Raw genomic sequence first — 17,673 nt, 5'->3', positions numbered from 1 at the left:
CGTGCTTGCTAAGCCTAATAACTTATCGACGCTCCCCATATTTTATGTCAAGCTTTGCTAAATGCTAAAAATCGTACCGATATTATTGTTTTGCAATGTCGGTAATATTTTATTCTATTGACATAAATTAGTAGTATTGAGATTATACTATGGTTTAAAATATGCTTAAACTGGAAATGATATAGCAAAAGTTTAGTTTGGCAGTAATAAATAATAAATATTGTTTTATGAATTTAACCGGTATAAAGTAAATTTATAAAATACCGTTTTTTAAATATTGCCATAAGTTTATAAAAGGCTCTATTTTTGGCTTTTATTAAAAATAGAGCCTAAGTCTTTAATCCGATGCCACCTCATAAAGCACGCCGCTTTGTCCCAGATACTCTAGCACGGACGCGACATCGGCGTTATCTACGTTTATTACGAGATTTCCCAGCACCTGCTCTCCGAGCTGTTCTAGCTTGCCCCAGACTATGTTAAAGTCTATGTTTAGCGTCCTTGCCATATGCGTTATGACGCTGTTTTGAGCGACCTCTTTTGGGAAAAATAGGCGGATATTTACGCCTGTGCTTGGCAGGACTTCATCTTCAGCCAAAAACTCTTTCATCTTTAAATTTGGCTTTAAAAATAGCTCCTCCACGCTGCCGCTGCCGATGACTTTGCCGTGTTCTAGCAGGACGGCTTTGTGGGCGATTTTTTTAACAACGTCCATCTCGTGCGTTACTAGCACTATGCTAATGCCAAGGTCTGCGTTTATGCGTGCAAGCAGCTCCAGCACGCCGCCAGTTGTGTTTGGATCAAGCGCAGACGTGGCTTCATCGCTTAGCAGGATCTTTGGCTTTAGGGCTAGGGCTCTGGCGATTGCTACACGCTGCTTCTGCCCGCCGCTTAGCTCTTTTGGGTAGGCGTTTGCTCGCTCGCTTAGCCCCACGATTTCTAGCAGCTCGCCCACTCTGGTGCGTATCTCGCTATCCTTAAAGCCCCAAATTCGAAGCGGCATAGCGATATTTTCAAAAGCACTCTTGCGGCTCATCAGCGCAAAATGCTGAAATATCATACCTATATCTTTGCGAAACTCCCTTAGCTCGCCACCGCTTAGGCTTGCCACTTCCTTATCGCCCACTTTCACGCTGCCGCCGCTATAGCTTTCTAGCGCATTTAAGCAGCGAAGCAGGGTGCTTTTGCCAGCGCCGCTGTGTCCGACTAGGGCAAAAATCTCGCCCCTAGCCACGCTAAAGCTCACATCGTCAATGACCCTAAGCTCGCCGTAGTTTTTGATTAAATTTTCTACCTTTATCATTGTACGTCCCTGTATTTTTGGCGAATTAAATCTATGCCTATTAGCTCATTATTTCTTAATACTTTCCAATACTTAAAACCATTTAATCTTGTTGTTTTAGTTTTTTTTATTTTAGCAGCTAAAGAGTGCATATCGTATTTTTCTGTATTAAACTCGAGTTTTCCATCATCTAAGAGCGTGGCTTTGCTGCCATTTAGATAAAAGGTTTCTCCTGATATAAAAAAACCAGCCTTGATCATATCTTTCATATCAGCTTTTGGTGGTTTTTTGTCCCATTTTGCATTAGCTATATCACTATTTTCAAATTCTATTTGGCTAATTCTTTTTTTTCCGTAATGTATATATCTCTCATCTTTTTCTATGCTGATATATCCCCTGCCTAGCTTTTTTGCCATAGCAGCAGTTGTCATAGTTCCGCCAAATGGATCTAGGACGACATCGCCCATTTTTGAGCTAATTGCTATTATTCTATATAATAAAATTTCTGGTTTTTGGGTGTTGTGAAGCTTGTTTCCAAGTTTGTCTTTTAAGCGTTCATTTCCGCTACATACGGGTATTTTCCACACAGAACCAAGCTGACGTCGTTCGCCTTTTTTAAATAGATTTGGCTCTAAAACATCACTATTTAGCTCTTTTGCGGTTTTATAGTTAAATGCAAATTTGCTACTTTTTGATTTCGCTGCCCAAATCAGTGTCTCGTGCGAGTTGTTTAGTCTAGTGCCCAAAAAATTTGGCGTAGGGTTACTTTTTTGCCAAATCACATCATTAATAAGCCAAAAGCCAAGCTCTTGCATCGTAGCACCAATTAAATAAATACACTGCATTGAGCCAATCACCCAAATACTGCCATCTTTTTTCAATACCCTTTGGCACTCTTTTAGCCATTGAAGTGTAAAATTTCTATATTCTGTCAAATTATTAAACTTATCCCACTCGTCATCACAGCCTTTAAATTCTGCTCCTTCAGGACGCAGTAGTTTGCCACTTGTTTGCATAAAATATGGCGGATCTGCAAAAATCAAATCTATAGACTCATTATCTAATTTTTTTAATTCAGATATGCAATCGCCTTGAATAATTTTTTCTATCATAGTCCTTTTAAAGTCTCCCCGCTAGGAAATAACTCTGCTCTTAATTGCTTGTATTTATCTTTGTCTGATAGTAGTTTTTTGATTAAAGTTGGTTTTTGCTCTTTTAGTTTTTTTAAACTTTCTTTAATCTCTAAACTATTATCAAAATCTGGTACTTCTAAAATTTCTTTGCTTCGCTCATTTTTATTTTTACTTAAATGTGAAACTATCTCCTGCCACACATCCATTCTTTTAAATAGCTCTGCAAAAATTTCGGCACCGTAATATAATTTGGTTGTTACTAGAGTATCGGTGTTTGAGTCTATGCGTTCTAGGTAGTATTTTTTGTTTTTCTTGAGAGCGTCATCACAAAACCACATACAAGCATTTATTTTTTTATTAGGATATTTTTCTTTTAATGCCATTATTTTTCTGATTAGATTATCAAATTGACCGCGTTTTTTTGTGCTATCGTGATCATCTATTACTTTTTGCTCTATCAAAAAAATCTCTTTCTTATCTGTAAAAAGTTGATCCGCATTAAGGTCGCTATTTATATTCTTGTCCAATAAATCAAACCCCATTTCACGAATATACTCCGTAAAAACATCTTCCAAAAAATCGCCAAATTTAATTTCATGACTTTGTGTGATATTTTGAATAAGTTTTGTTTTTGCATTTGTTATTCGAAAAATTCCAGTGTATCTCTGAGGGTTTTCTATAACTGTCTGCAAAATTTCAAGACTTAAGTCGGCTTTAAAAATACGCTCATTTAAGCTATTCTTAAAATTTTCATATGTCACTTAAATCTCCTCAGCTCTCCCACTACCTTTTCTAAGCGCTCTTTGGCGTTATCTAGGGCGGCTTTGTTCTCGGCCACGACATTTTCTGGGGCGTTTGCGATAAATTTTTCATTGCCTAGCATATTTTCTAGCTTTGCAATCTCTTTTTCTAGCTTTGATTTTTGGGCGTTAAGGCGCTTTATTATCTCGCTCGTATCCACGCCAGCAAGTGGCACAAAGGTGCTTAGGCTTTGGCTCACATCAGCCACGGCGTTAGCGACCTTTTGGCTTACAAACTCCACCTTTTCGCACTTCGCTAGCGTTGCGATTAGCTCTGCTTGCTCGCTTAAATCAAGCTCGCTTAGCACGTAGGCTAGCGGGATTTTAGCGTTGCCTAGATCTATGCTCGCCTTTGCCCTGCGTATGCTAACGACCGCTTCAATTAGGGCGTTAAATTTAGCTTCATTCTCGCTATCTGCAATGCCCGAGACTGGGTAGCGTGCTATCATTATACTATCCGCTCCAGCTTCCAAGCTCGTGCCGCTTAGCTCGTGGTAAAGGTGCTCGCTGATAAATGGCATAAATGGGCTAAGTAGCTTAAGGCTCTGTTTAAAAATACTACCTAGCTCGGCTATCGCGCCCTTATCTGCCTTGCTAAGCTCAATGCCCCAGTCGCAAAAATCATCCCATAAAAACTTCTGCACCGCATCCGCTGCGTCGTTAAATCGGTAGTTTTCTAAATGCTCTCTAGTAATCCTTACGCAGTTATAAAAGCGAGCTAGCATATATTTTCCCACGCCTGAGCTGATTTTATCTGCGTCAAAATCCTCAAATTTAGGGGCGTTTAAAAGCAAGTATTTGCTGGCGTTGTAAATTTTATTGGTAAAATTTCTAGCCAAAGTCAGCGCCTCATCGCCTAGGCGTATGTCCCTGCCAGCCGCAGCTAGGGTGGTGAGCGTAAAACGCAACACGTCCGCACTATACTCATCTATCACGTCAAGCGGATCTATGATATTGCCGCTGCTTTTGCTCATCTTTTTGCCGTCGCTGGTTTTAACCAAAGAGTGCAGGTAGATGTCGCTAAAAGGCAGCTTTTTAGTGGCATTTTCGCACTGAAACATCATCCTAGCCACCCAGAAAAACAAAATATCAAAGCCAGTGATTAGCATAGTATTTGGGTAAAACTGCTCCAAATCGCCATCAAACCACTTTTCATTTTTATACGCCTCGCCGTTGCCCCAGCCAAGCGTAGAGATAGGCCACAGCCCAGAGCTAAACCACGTATCAAGCACGTCTGGGTCTTGTTTAAATTTATCACTACCGCATTTTGGGCATTTAGCTGGCTCGCCTTCATCCGCCCACTCATATCCGCACTCATCGCAGTAAAACACAGGTATCTGATGTCCCCACCACAGCTGGCGGCTAATGCACCAAGGACGCAGCTCTCGCATCCAGGCATTAAAGCTATTAATGTAATGGGCTGGGTAGAATTTCGCCTGCCCTTCGTTTGTCATTTTTATGGCTTCATCGGCGATTTTTGGGCTAACGAACCACTGCTTTGAGATATATGGCTCGACGACGTTTTTGCAGCGGTAGCAGTGTCCGACTTGATTTATATGCTCTTCTATTTTTTCTACAAAGCCAAGCCTTTCAAGCTCAGCCACCACCACATCACGAGCCGCAAGCCGCTCAAGCCCAGCAAACTGCCCGCAATGCTCGTTTAAAATACCCTTTTCATCAAAGATTGTTAAAAATTCCAAATCGTGCCGCTTGCCCACTTCATAGTCATTAACGTCGTGCGCTGGCGTTACCTTTACCACGCCTGTGCCAAAGTCCATATCGACGTGGCTATCGGCGATGATTTTTATCTCTCGGTTTATGATAGGTAGTCGCACGCTAGCCCCTACTAAATGGGCGTAACGCTCGTCGTTTGGATTTACCATTACCGCCGTATCACCAAAGTAGGTCTCAGGGCGAGTGGTGGCGACTATGACTTCGCCGCTGCCGCTAGCTAGGGGGTAGCGCAGGTGGTAAAGCTTGCCCCTGTTTTCCTTATGCTCCACTTCGACATCACTTAAGGCGCCGTCGTGGGTGCACCAGTTTATCATATAATCGCCCCTGTAAATAAGCCCCTTTTCATATAAATTTACAAAGGCCTTTTTAACGGCGTTTTTTAGCCCCTCATCCATGGTAAATCGCTCTCTGCTCCACGCTGGAGTTACGCCTAGGCGGCGCATCTGAGCGTTGATCGTGCCGCCGCTTTTTTCCTTCCACTGCCACACGCGGTTTAAAAACTCGCTTCGCCCAAGCTCTTCCTTGCTAAGTCCCTGGCTTAAAAGCTGTTTTTCGACGACGTTTTGCGTGGCGATTCCTGCGTGGTCAAGCCCAGGCTGCCACAGCGTAGTAAAGCCGTCCATTCGCTTATAGCGGGTGATGATGTCTTGCAGGGTAAAGGTCAGGGCGTGTCCGATGTGTAGCACGCCAGTTACGTTTGGTGGGGGCATCATAATGCAAAAGCTCTTGCCGTTTTGTATGTTTTTGTTGCCGTCTGTTTCGAAATATCCACGCTCTTCGCAGATTTTATAATACTTCTCTTCCACTTCTTTTGGGTTGTAAAAATCAGCCATTTTCTCGCCTTTTAAATTTAAAAATGGTAGATTTTAGCCAAAAATGAATTAAAAATTCATAAGTGTGCTATAATAAAATCAAAAATTAGGAGAATTTATGGACGCTTATTTGCTCGCTTTTTTAGTTACTGCTGGAGTTATTGTGCTGATGATTACGCAGTTAAAAAAGATAACTGATAGACTTGATAGGGAGGCTTATGAAAATGGTGAAAATTTTAAAAATACTAGCGAAAATCTACCTGCAATAGCTAATAAATATACGCTTTTTTGTGATAGTATTGATGGCGAGATTAGATTACTTAGGGGGCTTGATGGGGACGCTTTAAAGCAGGGTGCAAAAGAGCCATTTTTACAAAGGTTAAGTGAGATAAGTCGCAAGCTAGCCTACGTGCAGAGTATAAATGTAAACACAAAAGATAAAGGTAAATGGGAGAGTGAAATTTATGCTATTTTAATGCAGATTGAGGATGCAGTTGGTGAGTTTTGTTTAAATTCTAAAGAGATAAAAGATGAGATAAGGGCAAGGCTAAAAGATAAGTTTTAAGCTGCATTTTGATAAAATTTATGCAAAATTTAAAAAGGGTGGATTATGAATGACACTTTAAAATTAGGTAAATTTGAGTTTAACAGCCGCTTTATCCTAGGCTCAGGCAAATACGCCCACGAGCTAATAGACGCTGCCGTAAATGAGGCTGGAGCGGAGATAATAACGCTAGCTATGCGGCGAGTGGGAGAGAGCAGCGAGCGAAATATACTCGATTTTATCCCAAAGCACGTTACGCTTTTGCCAAATACAAGCGGAGCTAGGACGGCCGATGAAGCGGTGCGTATAGCTAGGCTGGGCAGGGAGCTAGGCTGTGGGGACTTTGTCAAAATCGAAGTCATAAGAGATAGCAAATATCTCTTTCCTGATAACGCTGAAACAATAAAAGCGACTGAGATTTTAGCCAGCGAGGGCTTTGTCGTGATGCCATATATGTATCCAGAGCTAGCCGCCGCTAGAGCTATGCTCTGTGCAGGGGCAGCCTGCGTTATGCCCCTAGCTGCGCCCATTGGCTCAAACGCGGGTCTTGCCTTTCGTGCGGCGATTGAGATAATGATAAACGAGCTAGACGCCCCAGTCATCATTGACGCAGGCATAGGCACTCCAGCTCAGGCGTGCGAGGCTATGCAAATGGGTGCGGCTGCAGTAATGGCAAACACCGCCATAGCCACGGCTCGTGATGTGCGGCTAATGGCAAGAGCCTTTGGCGAGGCGGTTAGGGCTGGCAGGGCTGGATATCTAGCTGGGCTTGGTAGAGTGCGAGAAGTGGCAAGTGGAGGAGAGGCGAGCAGTCCGCTGACTGGATTTTTGGGTGAATGAGATGAAGTTTAAACGAACTGACCATATGAGCTTTTTGGCTGGGCAGCAGGATGTGGGTACGCAGATGATGGACGAGGTTTTAGCTGCGCGCGATAAGTACGACCCAGACTCATATAGTGCCGATGATGTGGTTTTAGCGCTTAAAAAGCCGTATCGTAGCTTAGCTGATTTTGGAGCGTTGCTAAGCCCTGCTGCTGATGAGTTTTTAGAGCAGATTGCTGCTACTTCAAAAAGGCTAACAAGAAGTGCCTTTGGAGAAAATATCACCCTTTTTACGCCGCTTTACATTTCAAATTTTTGTGAAAATCACTGCGTTTATTGTGGCTTTAGCGAGCATAATAACATACGTCGCCATCAGCTTAGCGATGAGGCGATACGTTCAGAGCTTGAGGTGATATCTGCTACTGGTTTACAGGAGATATTGCTACTAACTGGCGAAGCTCCAAATCACACGAGTGTCGAATATATCGCAAATGCTGTGCGATTAGCTCGTGAAAAATTTAAAGTCGTGGGAGTTGAAATTTATCCGTTAAATGTGGATGGATATGCGAAGCTTAAAGAGGCTGGGGCGGACTTTGTCAGCGTGTATCAAGAGACTTATAGTACCGACAAATACGAGCGCCTTCACCTAGCTGGTAATAAGCGTATTTTCCCCTACCGCTTTGCAGCACAAGAGCGAGCGATATTAGGTGGCATGCGCGGGGTTAGCTTTGCTGCGCTTTTGGGTATTGATAACTGGCGTAAGGATGCCTATGCCACTGGGGTTCATGCTTATTTAATCCAGCAAAAATACCCCCACGCAGAGATAGGCTTTTCCTGCCCTAGACTACGCCCTATATTAGGCAATGCCAAGCTAGCACGCCTTGGCGTGAGCGAGCGCGAGTTACTGCAGGCTGTTATGGCCTATAGGCTTTTGATGCCGCTTTCAAGTATTACCATATCAACTAGAGAGCGTGCGCATTTTAGAGATAATGTCATAGGGCTTGTAGCAAATAAAATGAGTGCAGGTGTAAGCGTGGCTGTGGGAGAGCATAGCGAGCAAGAAAAGCAGGGCGATGGACAGTTTGAGATAGATGATACTAGAAGCGTGGCTGAGGTTTGCGCGGCTATTAGATCTGCTGGACTAATGCCATTGATGAGTGAGTATGTGTATGTATAAATTTATGATTAATTTTAGTTATAATTTTTCATAAAATAATACATAAAATTTTACTAAAAATATGAATTTATCGGCTTTTTATACTAGCTTTAAATTTGTAAAACTTTAAATTTGGAGTATAAATTTGAGCTTAGTTTATGCTATTGCTTCGCCTGATATTTGCGTTGGAGATTTTGAGGATAGAGTGCAAAGGCTTTGCAAAGGAGGCGTTGATGCTATTGTACTGCGCGCTAAATGGCTAAGCGAGGATGAGTATTTTACTTTGGCACTTAGGCTTAAAAAACTGTGCCAAAGTAGCAAAACAAGACTTGTGATAAATCACTTTTATGAGGTTGCTATAAATTTAAACCTCGATTTTTGGGCTAGTGGGGAGTGGATTAGGGATAGGCTTGATAGTCTTGGGCTTTGCTACGGTGATTTTAGTGCTTTTCGTGATCTAAAATGTGGTATTAAAAGCGGTTTTTATGCTCCAGCGCATAGCCTTTTAGAGGCTATGGCGGCGCTTAGCCTCGGAGCTTCTTTGCTCGTTGTATCGCCTATATTTGGCGCTAGCTGCAAGCCAAATGCTAAGCCAGCTGGCGTTAGTTTAATAGGGCAGATTTTTAATGAGTTTGGCGGCGTAAAAATAATCGCTCTAGGTGGGATAAATCCTCAAAATGCGCCCCTTTGCATAAAAAGTGGTGCTTGTGGGGTTGCTTTACTAAGCGAGCCTATGCAGACTAAAGACCCAGAGGGCTTTGCTAGGCTGTATAAATAGGGCTTGACTATTTTAATTGGGCTCTTTTAAAATAGCATTATTTTATTTACAAATTTTAAGCCACAATAAAATCAAAACATTACTGCTTACATAGTAAAGCGATATGCTTGCCTACTAACTTAATAAGGCACGCCCTACTTAGTAGTTATTATCCTAATTCCTTCAGAATCGCCCAAACTCTTGTGGCGGTAGTGTGTAAGACATAACTGCTAACAGGTGGTTGCACGATTTTTGGCTGAGTGGCTTTTGTACACTATAAAATCGGGGCTAAGTTACTCACATACGTGGGTAGCTTACTTTTGCAATTTTGTAAAATAACACTATTGTTTAAAAGAGCCTTTAATTTAAATTCTTACGCATATTTGGTAAAATTAAGGCTTTATCTTTGTAATGCTATTTTCCCTGGATTAAGACGTGGATATTTTTAAAATTTGCACATTTGGTTTGTAGAGTGCTTATTTTTAAAGTATGGATATTATTTTTAATCACAAATTTAAGCCACTTTACAAGCCTAACGCTCCTAATTTGAGCCACTGGCTTTTAGTATTCGCCATTACTTATGCAGTAGCGGCATGATTTTAGCCATTCGCAAAGCTTTAGTGTAAGCCTAAAAACACTCTTAGCAAAACCTAGTAAACCGACTACTTTTTACGGCTTGATGTTTTGCTAGCGTCCATTTTTGCTAGGCTTTGTCTAGACTGTGCGAGTTTGTGCTACAAAGTGACATAGAAAGCAAGGCTTATTTAAAAAGATGTTATAAATTTAAATTTTTAAAAATGTAAGATAGTGGTGGTATGGTATGGAGTTGAGGACTATTCGCATTTAAACGGTATTTTAATGCTTTTAATCGCTTGATGTTTAAAACTTTTAAGAGGCTAAAAAATGAGCTAAATTTTTAGCCTGAAACTTTAATTGTATAAAACTTAATAAAATTATTTATGTTTATTTTTAGGTCCATGACTCTTGAGTAAATAGTCTTTGTGTTGTTTGTAGAAAGTTTTCCTAGGTCTGTGACATTTTTTGGCTTATAAGGGTAAGTTATCATATTTTTAAATTCTTTTTGCTTAATTAGAAAATATTGTGATACCTTAAATTTTTTGAGTTCGCCAAAGCTTTTGGCTTTTAGCATTTAGGTTACTTTGCTAGGCTAGCATATCGCGATTAATAAGCTACTCATGCACAATATAGGGCTTGAGTTTAAGCTTAAAGAAGCCTTTAAATTCGCACTATCATGGAGTGTAAATTTATCTTTATTTTTGCTTTGGATAAAACTATTCTGCGTTAGGGAGGAGGGGGTGATTTTAAGCTTATTTAAGCGCTAGATTAAATTTATCCTTCCACCAAAATAGCGCAAAGCCAAGCCCAAACCCCTTGACGTATCGCTCATCAAATATAAACTCATGCGCCATAGTCCTAGGCAGGTAAAAAAGCTCTATGTACTCATCCTCCACGCCGCCGCCTTCGCCTATTAGCATATCATCATCAATCTGGGCATAAAACATAGTCTGTGCGTTGCCGCTAAAGCCAAAGCCACTTCTAGTGCGAGTAATGCGTATTAGCGAAGATACTGCGTAGCCAGTCTCCTCGGCTATTTCCTCGATTATGGTTTGTTCTTCGCTTAGCCCCTTATCAAGCAGCCCTGCACAAAGTTCATACGTGTAGCCGCGCTCATCCTTGCTAATAGCACTATCGTCAGCCGTAGCGTGCCAAACTGCTGGGCGAAACTGTCTTACAAAGACAAAGCTATCCTTGCTTTTATGGTATAAAAGTGCAGATACGGAGGGCATAGCACTTATACATTCCCATGTGCGAGGCTTGCCGTTTTGTATAAAATTAAGCCTGTATGGGCGGATAAATTTAGGATTGATTAGCGGTTCTTTGCCAGTTATAGTAATATCCACTTTGCAAGTCCTAAAAAGCTAAAAAATCCTATACAATCTGTAAAGGTCGTAAGAATGACGGACGATCCAACGGCTGGGTCTATGTTAAATTTCTTTAGCCCAAGCGGTATAACCGTGCCAAAAAAGCCAGCACTGAATAAATTTATAATCATACTGCTTGTAATAACCGCACCTAGCATCGGACGGTCAAACCACGCCCATGCTATCACGCCAGCTATTACGCCAAATAATACTCCGTTACTAAGCGATAGCAGTACTTCGCGCCTTACTACGTCCTTTGCGTCTTTAAATTCTATCTCACCAAGTGCAAGGCGCCGCACTGTAACGGTAAGCGATTGCGTGCCAGCATTTCCCCCCATGGATGCCACGATAGGCATGAGTACGGCAAGTGCGACATATGAGGCAATCGTCGCGTCAAAAAGCCCTATTATAAGCGAGCTTATAATAGCTGTGCATAAATTTATCCCAAGCCATATCGCCCTCGCCTTACCAGCACTTGCCAGACTCTCTTCCTCCTCGGCCTCGTCGTTTACGCCAGCTAGGTTATAAAGCTGCTCGGTGGCTCGTTCTTGAATGATATCGTGTATATCGTCTGTTGTGATACGTCCTAGTAGCACACCTTTACTATCAGTTACGCCTATAGATGTGAGGTCAAAATCCTCCACAAGTCCGACAACGACACTGATATCATCGCTATCAAGTGCGCTTGTAGCACGATATTTGTCTCCGCTTCTTAGGATAATATCCCCTAAAAACATGCTAAAATCAAACAGTATAAGATCCTCAAGCGGCACTGCATACTGAAGCACTCCACATGCATCAACCAAAAAAAGCTGCGAGACGTTTTCTAGTTCACCTTCTGATTTTAGCCGTCTAAGTCGCTCAACCGCAGTCTGAAGCCGCTCATCAAGTCGCGCGGAGAAAACCTCTGTCTGCATATAAGCTCCAGCCTCGTAATCATCATAGCTACGAAGCCTTAATATTTCGTCTTGATCCTCTTTATCAAGTCCGTCAAATAGCTCCTTTGCCTTATCCTCGTCTATATCCTCGATGTATTGAAGTAAGTCTGTGGCGTCATCGCTTTCTAGCTCCTCAAGGGCTTCTAGCATTTTTTCATGCGGAACGGTCTCGATGACGTCTTTTAGCATATAATCAGGCATCTCAATGGCTGCGTCGCCCAGGCTTTGAGGGTCTAGTTTTTCTAGGTAGTCTAGGTATGCTTCATCGTCGGTTTTTTTAAGTGTTTTTAGGTGCTGAGTGAGGTCATAGGCGCTTATCTCATCTCCAGCGAGATGGGCGTCAAGCTGCTCTTTGGCGCCGTTTACTAGCTCTTCATTCATTGATGATACTCTACTATATCAGATGCATTTGAAATTTTTGTGCTAAGTGGAGCGCTTTGAAGTGTTTCGTTTAGCACTCTATCGCTTTTTGCCACGATGGCTTTAAATTTATCAGATCTAGCCTTATCAAGCTTGCTTTTTACTACCTTTAACACGCTTTCTGGATTTATCGGCTTTTTATTTAGATAAAGCCCAAGGTGTAGGTGTGGCCCAGTGGCTATACCGCTAGAGCCTACATATCCTACTACCTTGCCTTGTTTTACTTTTTGTCCAGATTTTATCCCTTTTGCGAAGTTGTTTAAATGAGCATATAGGGTTTCATAATCTCCAGCGTGCTTTATGATTATCGTCTTTCCGTAGCCATTTTTTACTCCGACAAATTTTATCGTGCCATCCCCTGCCGCTTTTATAGGCGTGCCTCGAGGTGCTCCGTAGTCTACGCCTAGGTGTGCTCTGTAACGCTTAAGTACAGGATGGTAGCGCTTTAGCGAAAATGGGCTTGTAATAGGGGCATTGCCAAGGGGTCTTATGAGGAGAAACTTCTCCTGCTCTTTTCCGTCTCTATCGTAGAATTTGTCATTAAAATAGTATGCTGTGTATGTTTTTGATTTTGTCTTTAGCATGGCAAAATTTATACTAGGCGTGCCAAAAGCTCGCCCTAGACGAAACTTTTGCGAATAGCTTATGATTATCCTGTCGCCTTTATTTACCTTTCTAAAGTCTACGCCTTGCCCTCTAAAAGCTCTATTAAAAGCCGCGGCAAGCTGCCCTGAGCCTGTATAGTCGTAGATGTCTTGAGATACGGTGCGGTCTAGCTTTAGGTTTAGAATTTGATCTTTTGTCTCGTATATAATAGGTATGAAGTCTATCTTATACTCGCCATTTTCCCATTTATATATATGTGCTTGAAGCTCATCTGTGATAGGGATTAGTATTTGCTCTGCGGAACCGTCATCAGCTCTTAGTATGTCATATCTAGTACCAGCTGTTATGTCTGCAACTGACTCTTTGTCCTCTGCTGAAAGTGAGTAAAAAAGTGATAGTGGAATTTTATTTTTCTCTAAAAAACGCAAGAACGAAACACCGTTTTCCCAGCTCATTTCTGAGACTGTGGGGGAGATAGCAAACACTTTTAGGCATAGTAATAATAAAAGCGCGGCAAATCTCATTTGGTATTCCTTAAAATAAAAATAATTTTCAGATTTTATAATAAATTTGCTTAGAAAATTTGAAAAAAAAGCAAGGAATAGCTATAATCTGCGAAAAACTTTTCTAGGAGTTGTTTTGAAAAGGATATTATTTGCCATTTTTCTATCTTTTGCGAGTGCGCATGGAGCTAGCTTTAGCATGAGCGAATATGCAGCACAGATAGATGGGATTGATGGGGCTACCGCTACTATAAAAGATAGTAAAGATATTATAATAGGAAGCAGTGGGGTCGTAGTGCATGCCTTTGGCGCTGATGAGTCTATTATAGCTAGGGCTAGCGTCATAGCAAAAGACGGTGTAAATGCTACTGTTAGGTTTGAGGTATTTGATATGCTAGCTCAGCGCGCATTCCCTCTACCTGGCGTAGCCCCAAAGGTGGGCGATATAGTGCTTTTAAACTACCTTTATGATCGCTCGCTTATAGTTGTGCCAAATAAAGACATATATGAAGAAGTCGTAAAAGCCTTCCCTAGGATGACATTTATCCATCCAGACATTGTTGGAGCATATCTGAGCTATGAATATAAGCCAAATCCTAGCAGGGATGATTTTAGAAAGATGTGCGCTGCAAGCGGTGCTGGGCTTATATTTATAGGGCTTGACGGTAGGGGCGTGTTTGCTGATTGTCAGAGTTTTAAAATTTTAAAAGAATTTAAAACAGGAGAGGTGGAGTATTATCAGCTTCCATTTTATACTAGGGTAAGGGACATAGATACTGTATTTTGGAAGCTTGATGCGGAGCATATAAATAACTACGACGCTTATTATGACTACCTATTAGAACAAAATGATAACTAACGACGATATTAAATTTTTTAAAAATTTATTAGGCGATGAGGGTGCTTACTTTGACGCGGCACACCTAAATGCCTACTGCTACGACGCTACAAAGGCTAGATGTTTGCCTGATGGGGTGCTTTTTCCAAAAGATGAGAGCGATATTAGTAAAATCTTAAGCTACTGTAACCAAAAGCGCATAAAAGTAGTACCACGTGGCGCAGGGAGCGGCTTTACTGGAGGGGCTTTAGCAGCTGGTGGAGGGCTGATACTCGCCCTTGAGCGGCATATGAATAAAATCCTAGAAATTGATACTAAAAATCTAGTCGCAGTAGTCCAGCCTGGGGTGATAAACATGCAGCTTCAGCGTGCGGTGGCTGAGGTGGGGCTTTTTTATCCTCCAGACCCAGCTAGCCAGGAGTATAGTACGCTTGGGGGTAACGTGGCTGAAAATGCAGGCGGAATGCGTGCGGCAAAATATGGCATTACAAAAGATTACGTAATGGCGCTTCGTGCTGTATTGCCAAATGGCGAAATAATAAGGGCTGGTAAGCGCACCATAAAAGACGTTGCTGGCTTTAACATAGCTGGCATATTAGTTGCTAGCGAGGGTGCACTAGCAGTTATTACTGAAATTACTTTAAAGCTAATTCCAAAGCCAAAGTTTAGGCGTACTGCGTATGGGGTTTTTCCCAGTGTAAATGCCGCTATGAACGCAGTTTATAAAACCTTAGCTAGTGGTGTAACCCCTGTTGCTATGGAGTTTTTAGACGCACTTTGTATAAATGCGGTCGAGGATAAATTTAACAAAGGCTTGCCTCGTGATGCTGGCGCTATTTTAATAACAGATGTTGACGCAAATGTAGAAAACGTGCTTGATTATGAGCTTAATATTATTAGGGAATGTTTTAATCAAAATGGAGCTAGCGAATTTTTAATAGCAAAAGATGAGGCGCAAGCGGCTGATATTTGGTTTGCTAGGAGAAATTGCTCTCAGGCGATTACTTGCTACGGAAGTTTAAAGCTAAACGAGGATGTTACCGTGCCGCGCTCGGCGCTTCCTCATCTACTTAGTGGGATAGATAAAATTTCAAAGGAATTTGGCTTTAAGGTGCCTTGTTTTGGGCATACTGGAGACGGAAACGTACATGTAAATGTAATGGTGCCAGATAAAAACGACAAGGCTCAGGTAGAAAAAGGACATGAGGCTATAACGGAGATTTTTAAGCTAGCAATCTCGCTTGGGGGTACTTTAAGCGGCGAGCATGGCATAGGTATATCAAAGGCAGCCTTTATGCCACTTGCATTTAGCAAAGCAGAGATGCAGCTTTTTCGCCGTATAAAGAGCGCATTTGATCCAAACGGCATACTAAACCCCGATAAGATGGGGCTTTAAGAGATGGAAACGAAGGTATTTAGATACCTATTTGTAGGTTATGTTGTGTTTGCTCTTGTTGGAGCTAGTATACTTGAAATAGACATAATGCGCACTAGGCATATACCGTTTATAGATCAAATTTTTACCGCGGCTTCGGCTATTTCTATTACTGGGCTTACTACGCTAAATGTCGCAAATGACTACACCATATACGGACAAGCCGTGATACTGCTGCTTGTTCAAATCGGTGGTTTTGGTTATATGTCTATGGCTAGCCTTATTTTTTTAATAATCGGCAAAAAGCTCGATTTTGGCGAGCGCAGCATGCTAAAAGAGGATCTAGTCTATCCAAACTTTCGTGGTATTATTAAATTTATAAAAAAGATTTTTAGTGTTATTATAGTCATTGAGCTAGCTGGTGCAGTGGTGCTTACTTTGGTTTTTATGCTTGATATGCCATTTTATGACGCACTTTGGGCTGGGGTCTTTCACTCTATTTCGGCTTTTAATAATGCAGGATTTTCGATATTTGAAAATAGCTTTATGAGCTATCATGATAATCTAATCCTAAAACTCACCATATCATCGCTTGTCATACTTGGTGGGCTTGGATATTTGGTGCTTAGCGAGTGCTACGCCTTTTACAAAAAGCAGCAAAAGCGCCTTTCTATCCATACTCGCATAGTCCTTATTATGAGTGCGGTTTTGTTTTTGGGTAGTTTTTTTGTTATCACTATTCTTGAGTTTCATCATGATGAGGCGTTTGCTGGATTTGATGTATATGAGAAGCTTTTATCGTTTTTCTTTTTGACTGTAAATTTACGCACCTCAGGCTTTAATAGCATAGATGTTAGTCAGCTTCACGATCAGACTATATTTTTCTCAACCCTTATGATGATTATAGGTGCAGCCCCTGGTGGTACTGGTGGAGGCATGAAAGTAACTACTCTAGCGGTGCTTTTGCTCTTTACATATAGCGTACTTAAGGATAGAGACCCAGTAATTTTTAAGCGCAAAGTCCCGTCAGAAACGATACGAAAAGCTTTTGTGATTTTTGTTGCTTCTATGATCTATGTTGTTGTTTCTGTGATGGTTATAGGAACTCTTGAGGATAAAAATAATGAAAAATTCCTACCCATTTTATTTGAGGTTAGCTCGGCTTTTAGCACTACTGGTATGAGCCTAGGCAGTAGCGATGGTAGCTCATCTTTGGTGGGCGATTTTGATACCTTTGGCAAGCTTTATATCGTTGTGCTTATGTTTATGGGACGTATTGGCGTGCTTGCATTTAGCTTTATGCTGCTTGGCAAAAACAAAAAAAGCAAAATAGAATATCCTACTGAGGAGGTAAATTTATGAAAACTTACGCTGTTATAGGGCTTGGTAAATTTGGCTCATATGTGGCTAAAGGACTAATGGATCACAACATAAACGTAATAGCGGTTGATAAATCATATGAGGCAGTAAAAGAATTTAAAAGCGTGTGCGAGAATGTCTTTAAACTAGATGGCTCTGATATAACAGCGCTTAAAGAAAGCGGCATAAGCGACGCTGACGTAGCAGTCGTAAGTATTGGCGAAAACGTCGAGGCTAGCATTCTTACAGTTATGGCGCTTAAGGAAGCTGGCGTACCTATGGTAATTGCAAAAGCTTATAACATAATACACGGTAAAATTTTAAGCAAAATCGGCGCAAACCGCGTCATATACCCAGAAAGAGACAGCGCAAAGAGGCTTGTGGGGGACTTTTTGCAAAATCCAGCCTTTGAGATAATAGATATCACAAACACCATAAAATCCGCACGCTTTGTTATAGGCGGTGAGCTAAATGGCGTAAGCCTTGGTGAACTTGATAAAAAGCTAAAAGACGCAAAAATCGTCGCTCATAAGCACGAACACTGGAATATGCAGCTAGATTTTAGCGTGGCTTTGACAAGTGGCGATACTTTGGTTATGGTGGGTACCGAAGACGCTATAAATGAATTTATAGCGCAATATTATTAGGGTTTTG

The 17,673-nt window shown here is 41.5% G+C and carries 15 protein-coding genes; 8 read left to right on the top strand and 7 right to left on the bottom strand.

What is annotated here, in order from left to right; all coding sequences use genetic code 11:
• Positions 1-337: 337 nt before the first annotated feature.
• The 4 genes from LBC_RS05480 to LBC_RS05465 are packed head-to-tail and all read right to left on the bottom strand — an operon-like array spanning position 338 to position 5,779.
• Entirely contained in the window at positions 338-1,300 is a 963-nt protein-coding gene (locus tag LBC_RS05480) for a methionine ABC transporter ATP-binding protein (RefSeq protein WP_221253315.1), read from the bottom strand.
• Complete coding sequence (locus LBC_RS05475) at positions 1,297-2,391, bottom strand: DNA methyltransferase (RefSeq protein ID WP_260173324.1); 1,095 nt, start codon at positions 2,389-2,391, stop codon at positions 1,297-1,299. The genes LBC_RS05480 and LBC_RS05475 overlap by 4 nt, the downstream gene beginning before the upstream one ends.
• Positions 2,388-3,173, bottom strand: coding sequence for an HpyAIV family type II restriction enzyme (locus tag LBC_RS05470; RefSeq protein ID WP_221253313.1), 786 nt, complete (start codon positions 3,171-3,173; stop codon positions 2,388-2,390). Before LBC_RS05470 ends, LBC_RS05475 begins: the two co-directional genes overlap by 4 nt.
• Positions 3,170-5,779, bottom strand: coding sequence for a valine--tRNA ligase (locus tag LBC_RS05465; RefSeq protein WP_221253311.1), 2,610 nt, complete (start codon positions 5,777-5,779; stop codon positions 3,170-3,172). Before LBC_RS05465 ends, LBC_RS05470 begins: the two co-directional genes overlap by 4 nt.
• Positions 5,780-5,876: 97 nt before the next feature.
• Here LBC_RS05465 and LBC_RS05460 point away from each other — a divergent pair, with 97 nt between their 5' ends.
• From LBC_RS05460 to LBC_RS05445, 4 genes are all read left to right on the top strand, one after another.
• On the top strand, positions 5,877-6,323 hold the full coding sequence (locus tag LBC_RS05460; RefSeq protein WP_221253303.1) for a hypothetical protein: 447 nt from the start codon (positions 5,877-5,879) through the stop codon (positions 6,321-6,323).
• Between the two features lie 45 nt (positions 6,324-6,368).
• Positions 6,369-7,142, top strand: a complete 774-nt coding sequence (locus LBC_RS05455) for a thiazole synthase (protein ID WP_221253298.1) — start codon at positions 6,369-6,371, stop codon at positions 7,140-7,142.
• 1 nt (position 7,143) lies between these two features.
• Positions 7,144-8,301 (top strand): 2-iminoacetate synthase ThiH, encoded by a 1,158-nt coding sequence (gene thiH / locus LBC_RS05450; RefSeq protein ID WP_221253296.1) that lies wholly within the window; start codon positions 7,144-7,146, stop codon positions 8,299-8,301.
• Positions 8,302-8,425: 124 nt separating this feature from the next.
• Positions 8,426-9,058 carry a thiamine phosphate synthase gene (locus LBC_RS05445; RefSeq protein WP_221253294.1) on the top strand — a complete coding sequence of 211 codons (633 nt, stop codon included), beginning with the start codon at positions 8,426-8,428 and terminating at the stop codon, positions 9,056-9,058.
• Between the two features lie 1,307 nt (positions 9,059-10,365).
• On the opposite strand, the gene LBC_RS05440 is transcribed toward LBC_RS05445, so the two are convergent.
• The 3 genes from LBC_RS05440 to LBC_RS05430 are packed head-to-tail and all read right to left on the bottom strand — an operon-like array spanning position 10,366 to position 13,468.
• Positions 10,366-10,959, bottom strand: coding sequence for an NUDIX hydrolase (locus tag LBC_RS05440; RefSeq protein ID WP_221253292.1), 594 nt, complete (start codon positions 10,957-10,959; stop codon positions 10,366-10,368).
• The gene (gene mgtE, locus LBC_RS05435) at positions 10,944-12,299 is read right to left on the bottom strand and encodes a magnesium transporter (protein ID WP_221253289.1); all 1,356 of its coding nucleotides are present in this window, start codon (positions 12,297-12,299) and stop codon (positions 10,944-10,946) included. The genes LBC_RS05440 and mgtE overlap by 16 nt, the downstream gene beginning before the upstream one ends.
• Positions 12,296-13,468, bottom strand: coding sequence for a peptidoglycan DD-metalloendopeptidase family protein (locus tag LBC_RS05430; protein WP_260173314.1), 1,173 nt, complete (start codon positions 13,466-13,468; stop codon positions 12,296-12,298). Before LBC_RS05430 ends, mgtE begins: the two co-directional genes overlap by 4 nt.
• 115 nt (positions 13,469-13,583) lie before the next feature.
• Here LBC_RS05430 and LBC_RS05425 point away from each other — a divergent pair, with 115 nt between their 5' ends.
• Genes LBC_RS05425 through LBC_RS05410 form a run of 4 tightly spaced genes read left to right on the top strand, consistent with a single transcriptional unit; the run spans position 13,584 to position 17,666 of the window.
• The gene (locus tag LBC_RS05425; RefSeq protein ID WP_260173311.1) at positions 13,584-14,306 is read left to right on the top strand and encodes a plasminogen-binding N-terminal domain-containing protein; all 723 of its coding nucleotides are present in this window, start codon (positions 13,584-13,586) and stop codon (positions 14,304-14,306) included.
• On the top strand, positions 14,296-15,681 hold the full coding sequence (locus LBC_RS05420) for an FAD-linked oxidase C-terminal domain-containing protein (protein ID WP_221253287.1): 1,386 nt from the start codon (positions 14,296-14,298) through the stop codon (positions 15,679-15,681). The genes LBC_RS05425 and LBC_RS05420 overlap by 11 nt, the downstream gene beginning before the upstream one ends.
• A gap of 45 nt (positions 15,682-15,726) precedes the next feature.
• On the top strand, positions 15,727-17,022 hold the full coding sequence (locus LBC_RS05415; protein ID WP_260173309.1) for a TrkH family potassium uptake protein: 1,296 nt from the start codon (positions 15,727-15,729) through the stop codon (positions 17,020-17,022).
• The gene (locus LBC_RS05410) at positions 17,019-17,666 is read left to right on the top strand and encodes a TrkA family potassium uptake protein (protein WP_221253283.1); all 648 of its coding nucleotides are present in this window, start codon (positions 17,019-17,021) and stop codon (positions 17,664-17,666) included. The genes LBC_RS05415 and LBC_RS05410 overlap by 4 nt, the downstream gene beginning before the upstream one ends.
• Positions 17,667-17,673 lie beyond the last annotated feature (7 nt).

It is taken from the genome of Campylobacter sp. 19-13652, assembly GCF_019702925.1.
GTDB lineage: Bacteria > Campylobacterota > Campylobacteria > Campylobacterales > Campylobacteraceae > Campylobacter_A.
Note: the sequence above shows the minus strand (reverse complement) of the source record. Positions and strands in the feature narration are given on the sequence as shown.

Bases quoted from the DNA above. Each gene is read 5' to 3' on its own strand.
- LBC_RS05420 (WP_221253287.1), top strand. From the start codon at position 14,296: ATGATAACTAACGACGATATTAAATTTTTTAAAAATTTATTAGGCGAT.
- LBC_RS05475 (WP_260173324.1), bottom strand. From the start codon at position 2,391: ATGATAGAAAAAATTATTCAAGGCGATTGCATATCTGAATTAAAAAAA.
- mgtE (WP_221253289.1), bottom strand. From the start codon at position 12,299: ATGAATGAAGAGCTAGTAAACGGCGCCAAAGAGCAGCTTGACGCCCAT.
- LBC_RS05410 (WP_221253283.1), top strand. From the start codon at position 17,019: ATGAAAACTTACGCTGTTATAGGGCTTGGTAAATTTGGCTCATATGTG.
- LBC_RS05480 (WP_221253315.1), bottom strand. From the start codon at position 1,300: ATGATAAAGGTAGAAAATTTAATCAAAAACTACGGCGAGCTTAGGGTC.
- LBC_RS05430 (WP_260173314.1), bottom strand. From the start codon at position 13,468: ATGAGATTTGCCGCGCTTTTATTATTACTATGCCTAAAAGTGTTTGCT.
- LBC_RS05465 (WP_221253311.1), bottom strand. From the start codon at position 5,779: ATGGCTGATTTTTACAACCCAAAAGAAGTGGAAGAGAAGTATTATAAA.
- thiH (WP_221253296.1), top strand. From the start codon at position 7,144: ATGAAGTTTAAACGAACTGACCATATGAGCTTTTTGGCTGGGCAGCAG.
- LBC_RS05455 (WP_221253298.1), top strand. From the start codon at position 6,369: ATGAATGACACTTTAAAATTAGGTAAATTTGAGTTTAACAGCCGCTTT.
- LBC_RS05460 (WP_221253303.1), top strand. From the start codon at position 5,877: ATGGACGCTTATTTGCTCGCTTTTTTAGTTACTGCTGGAGTTATTGTG.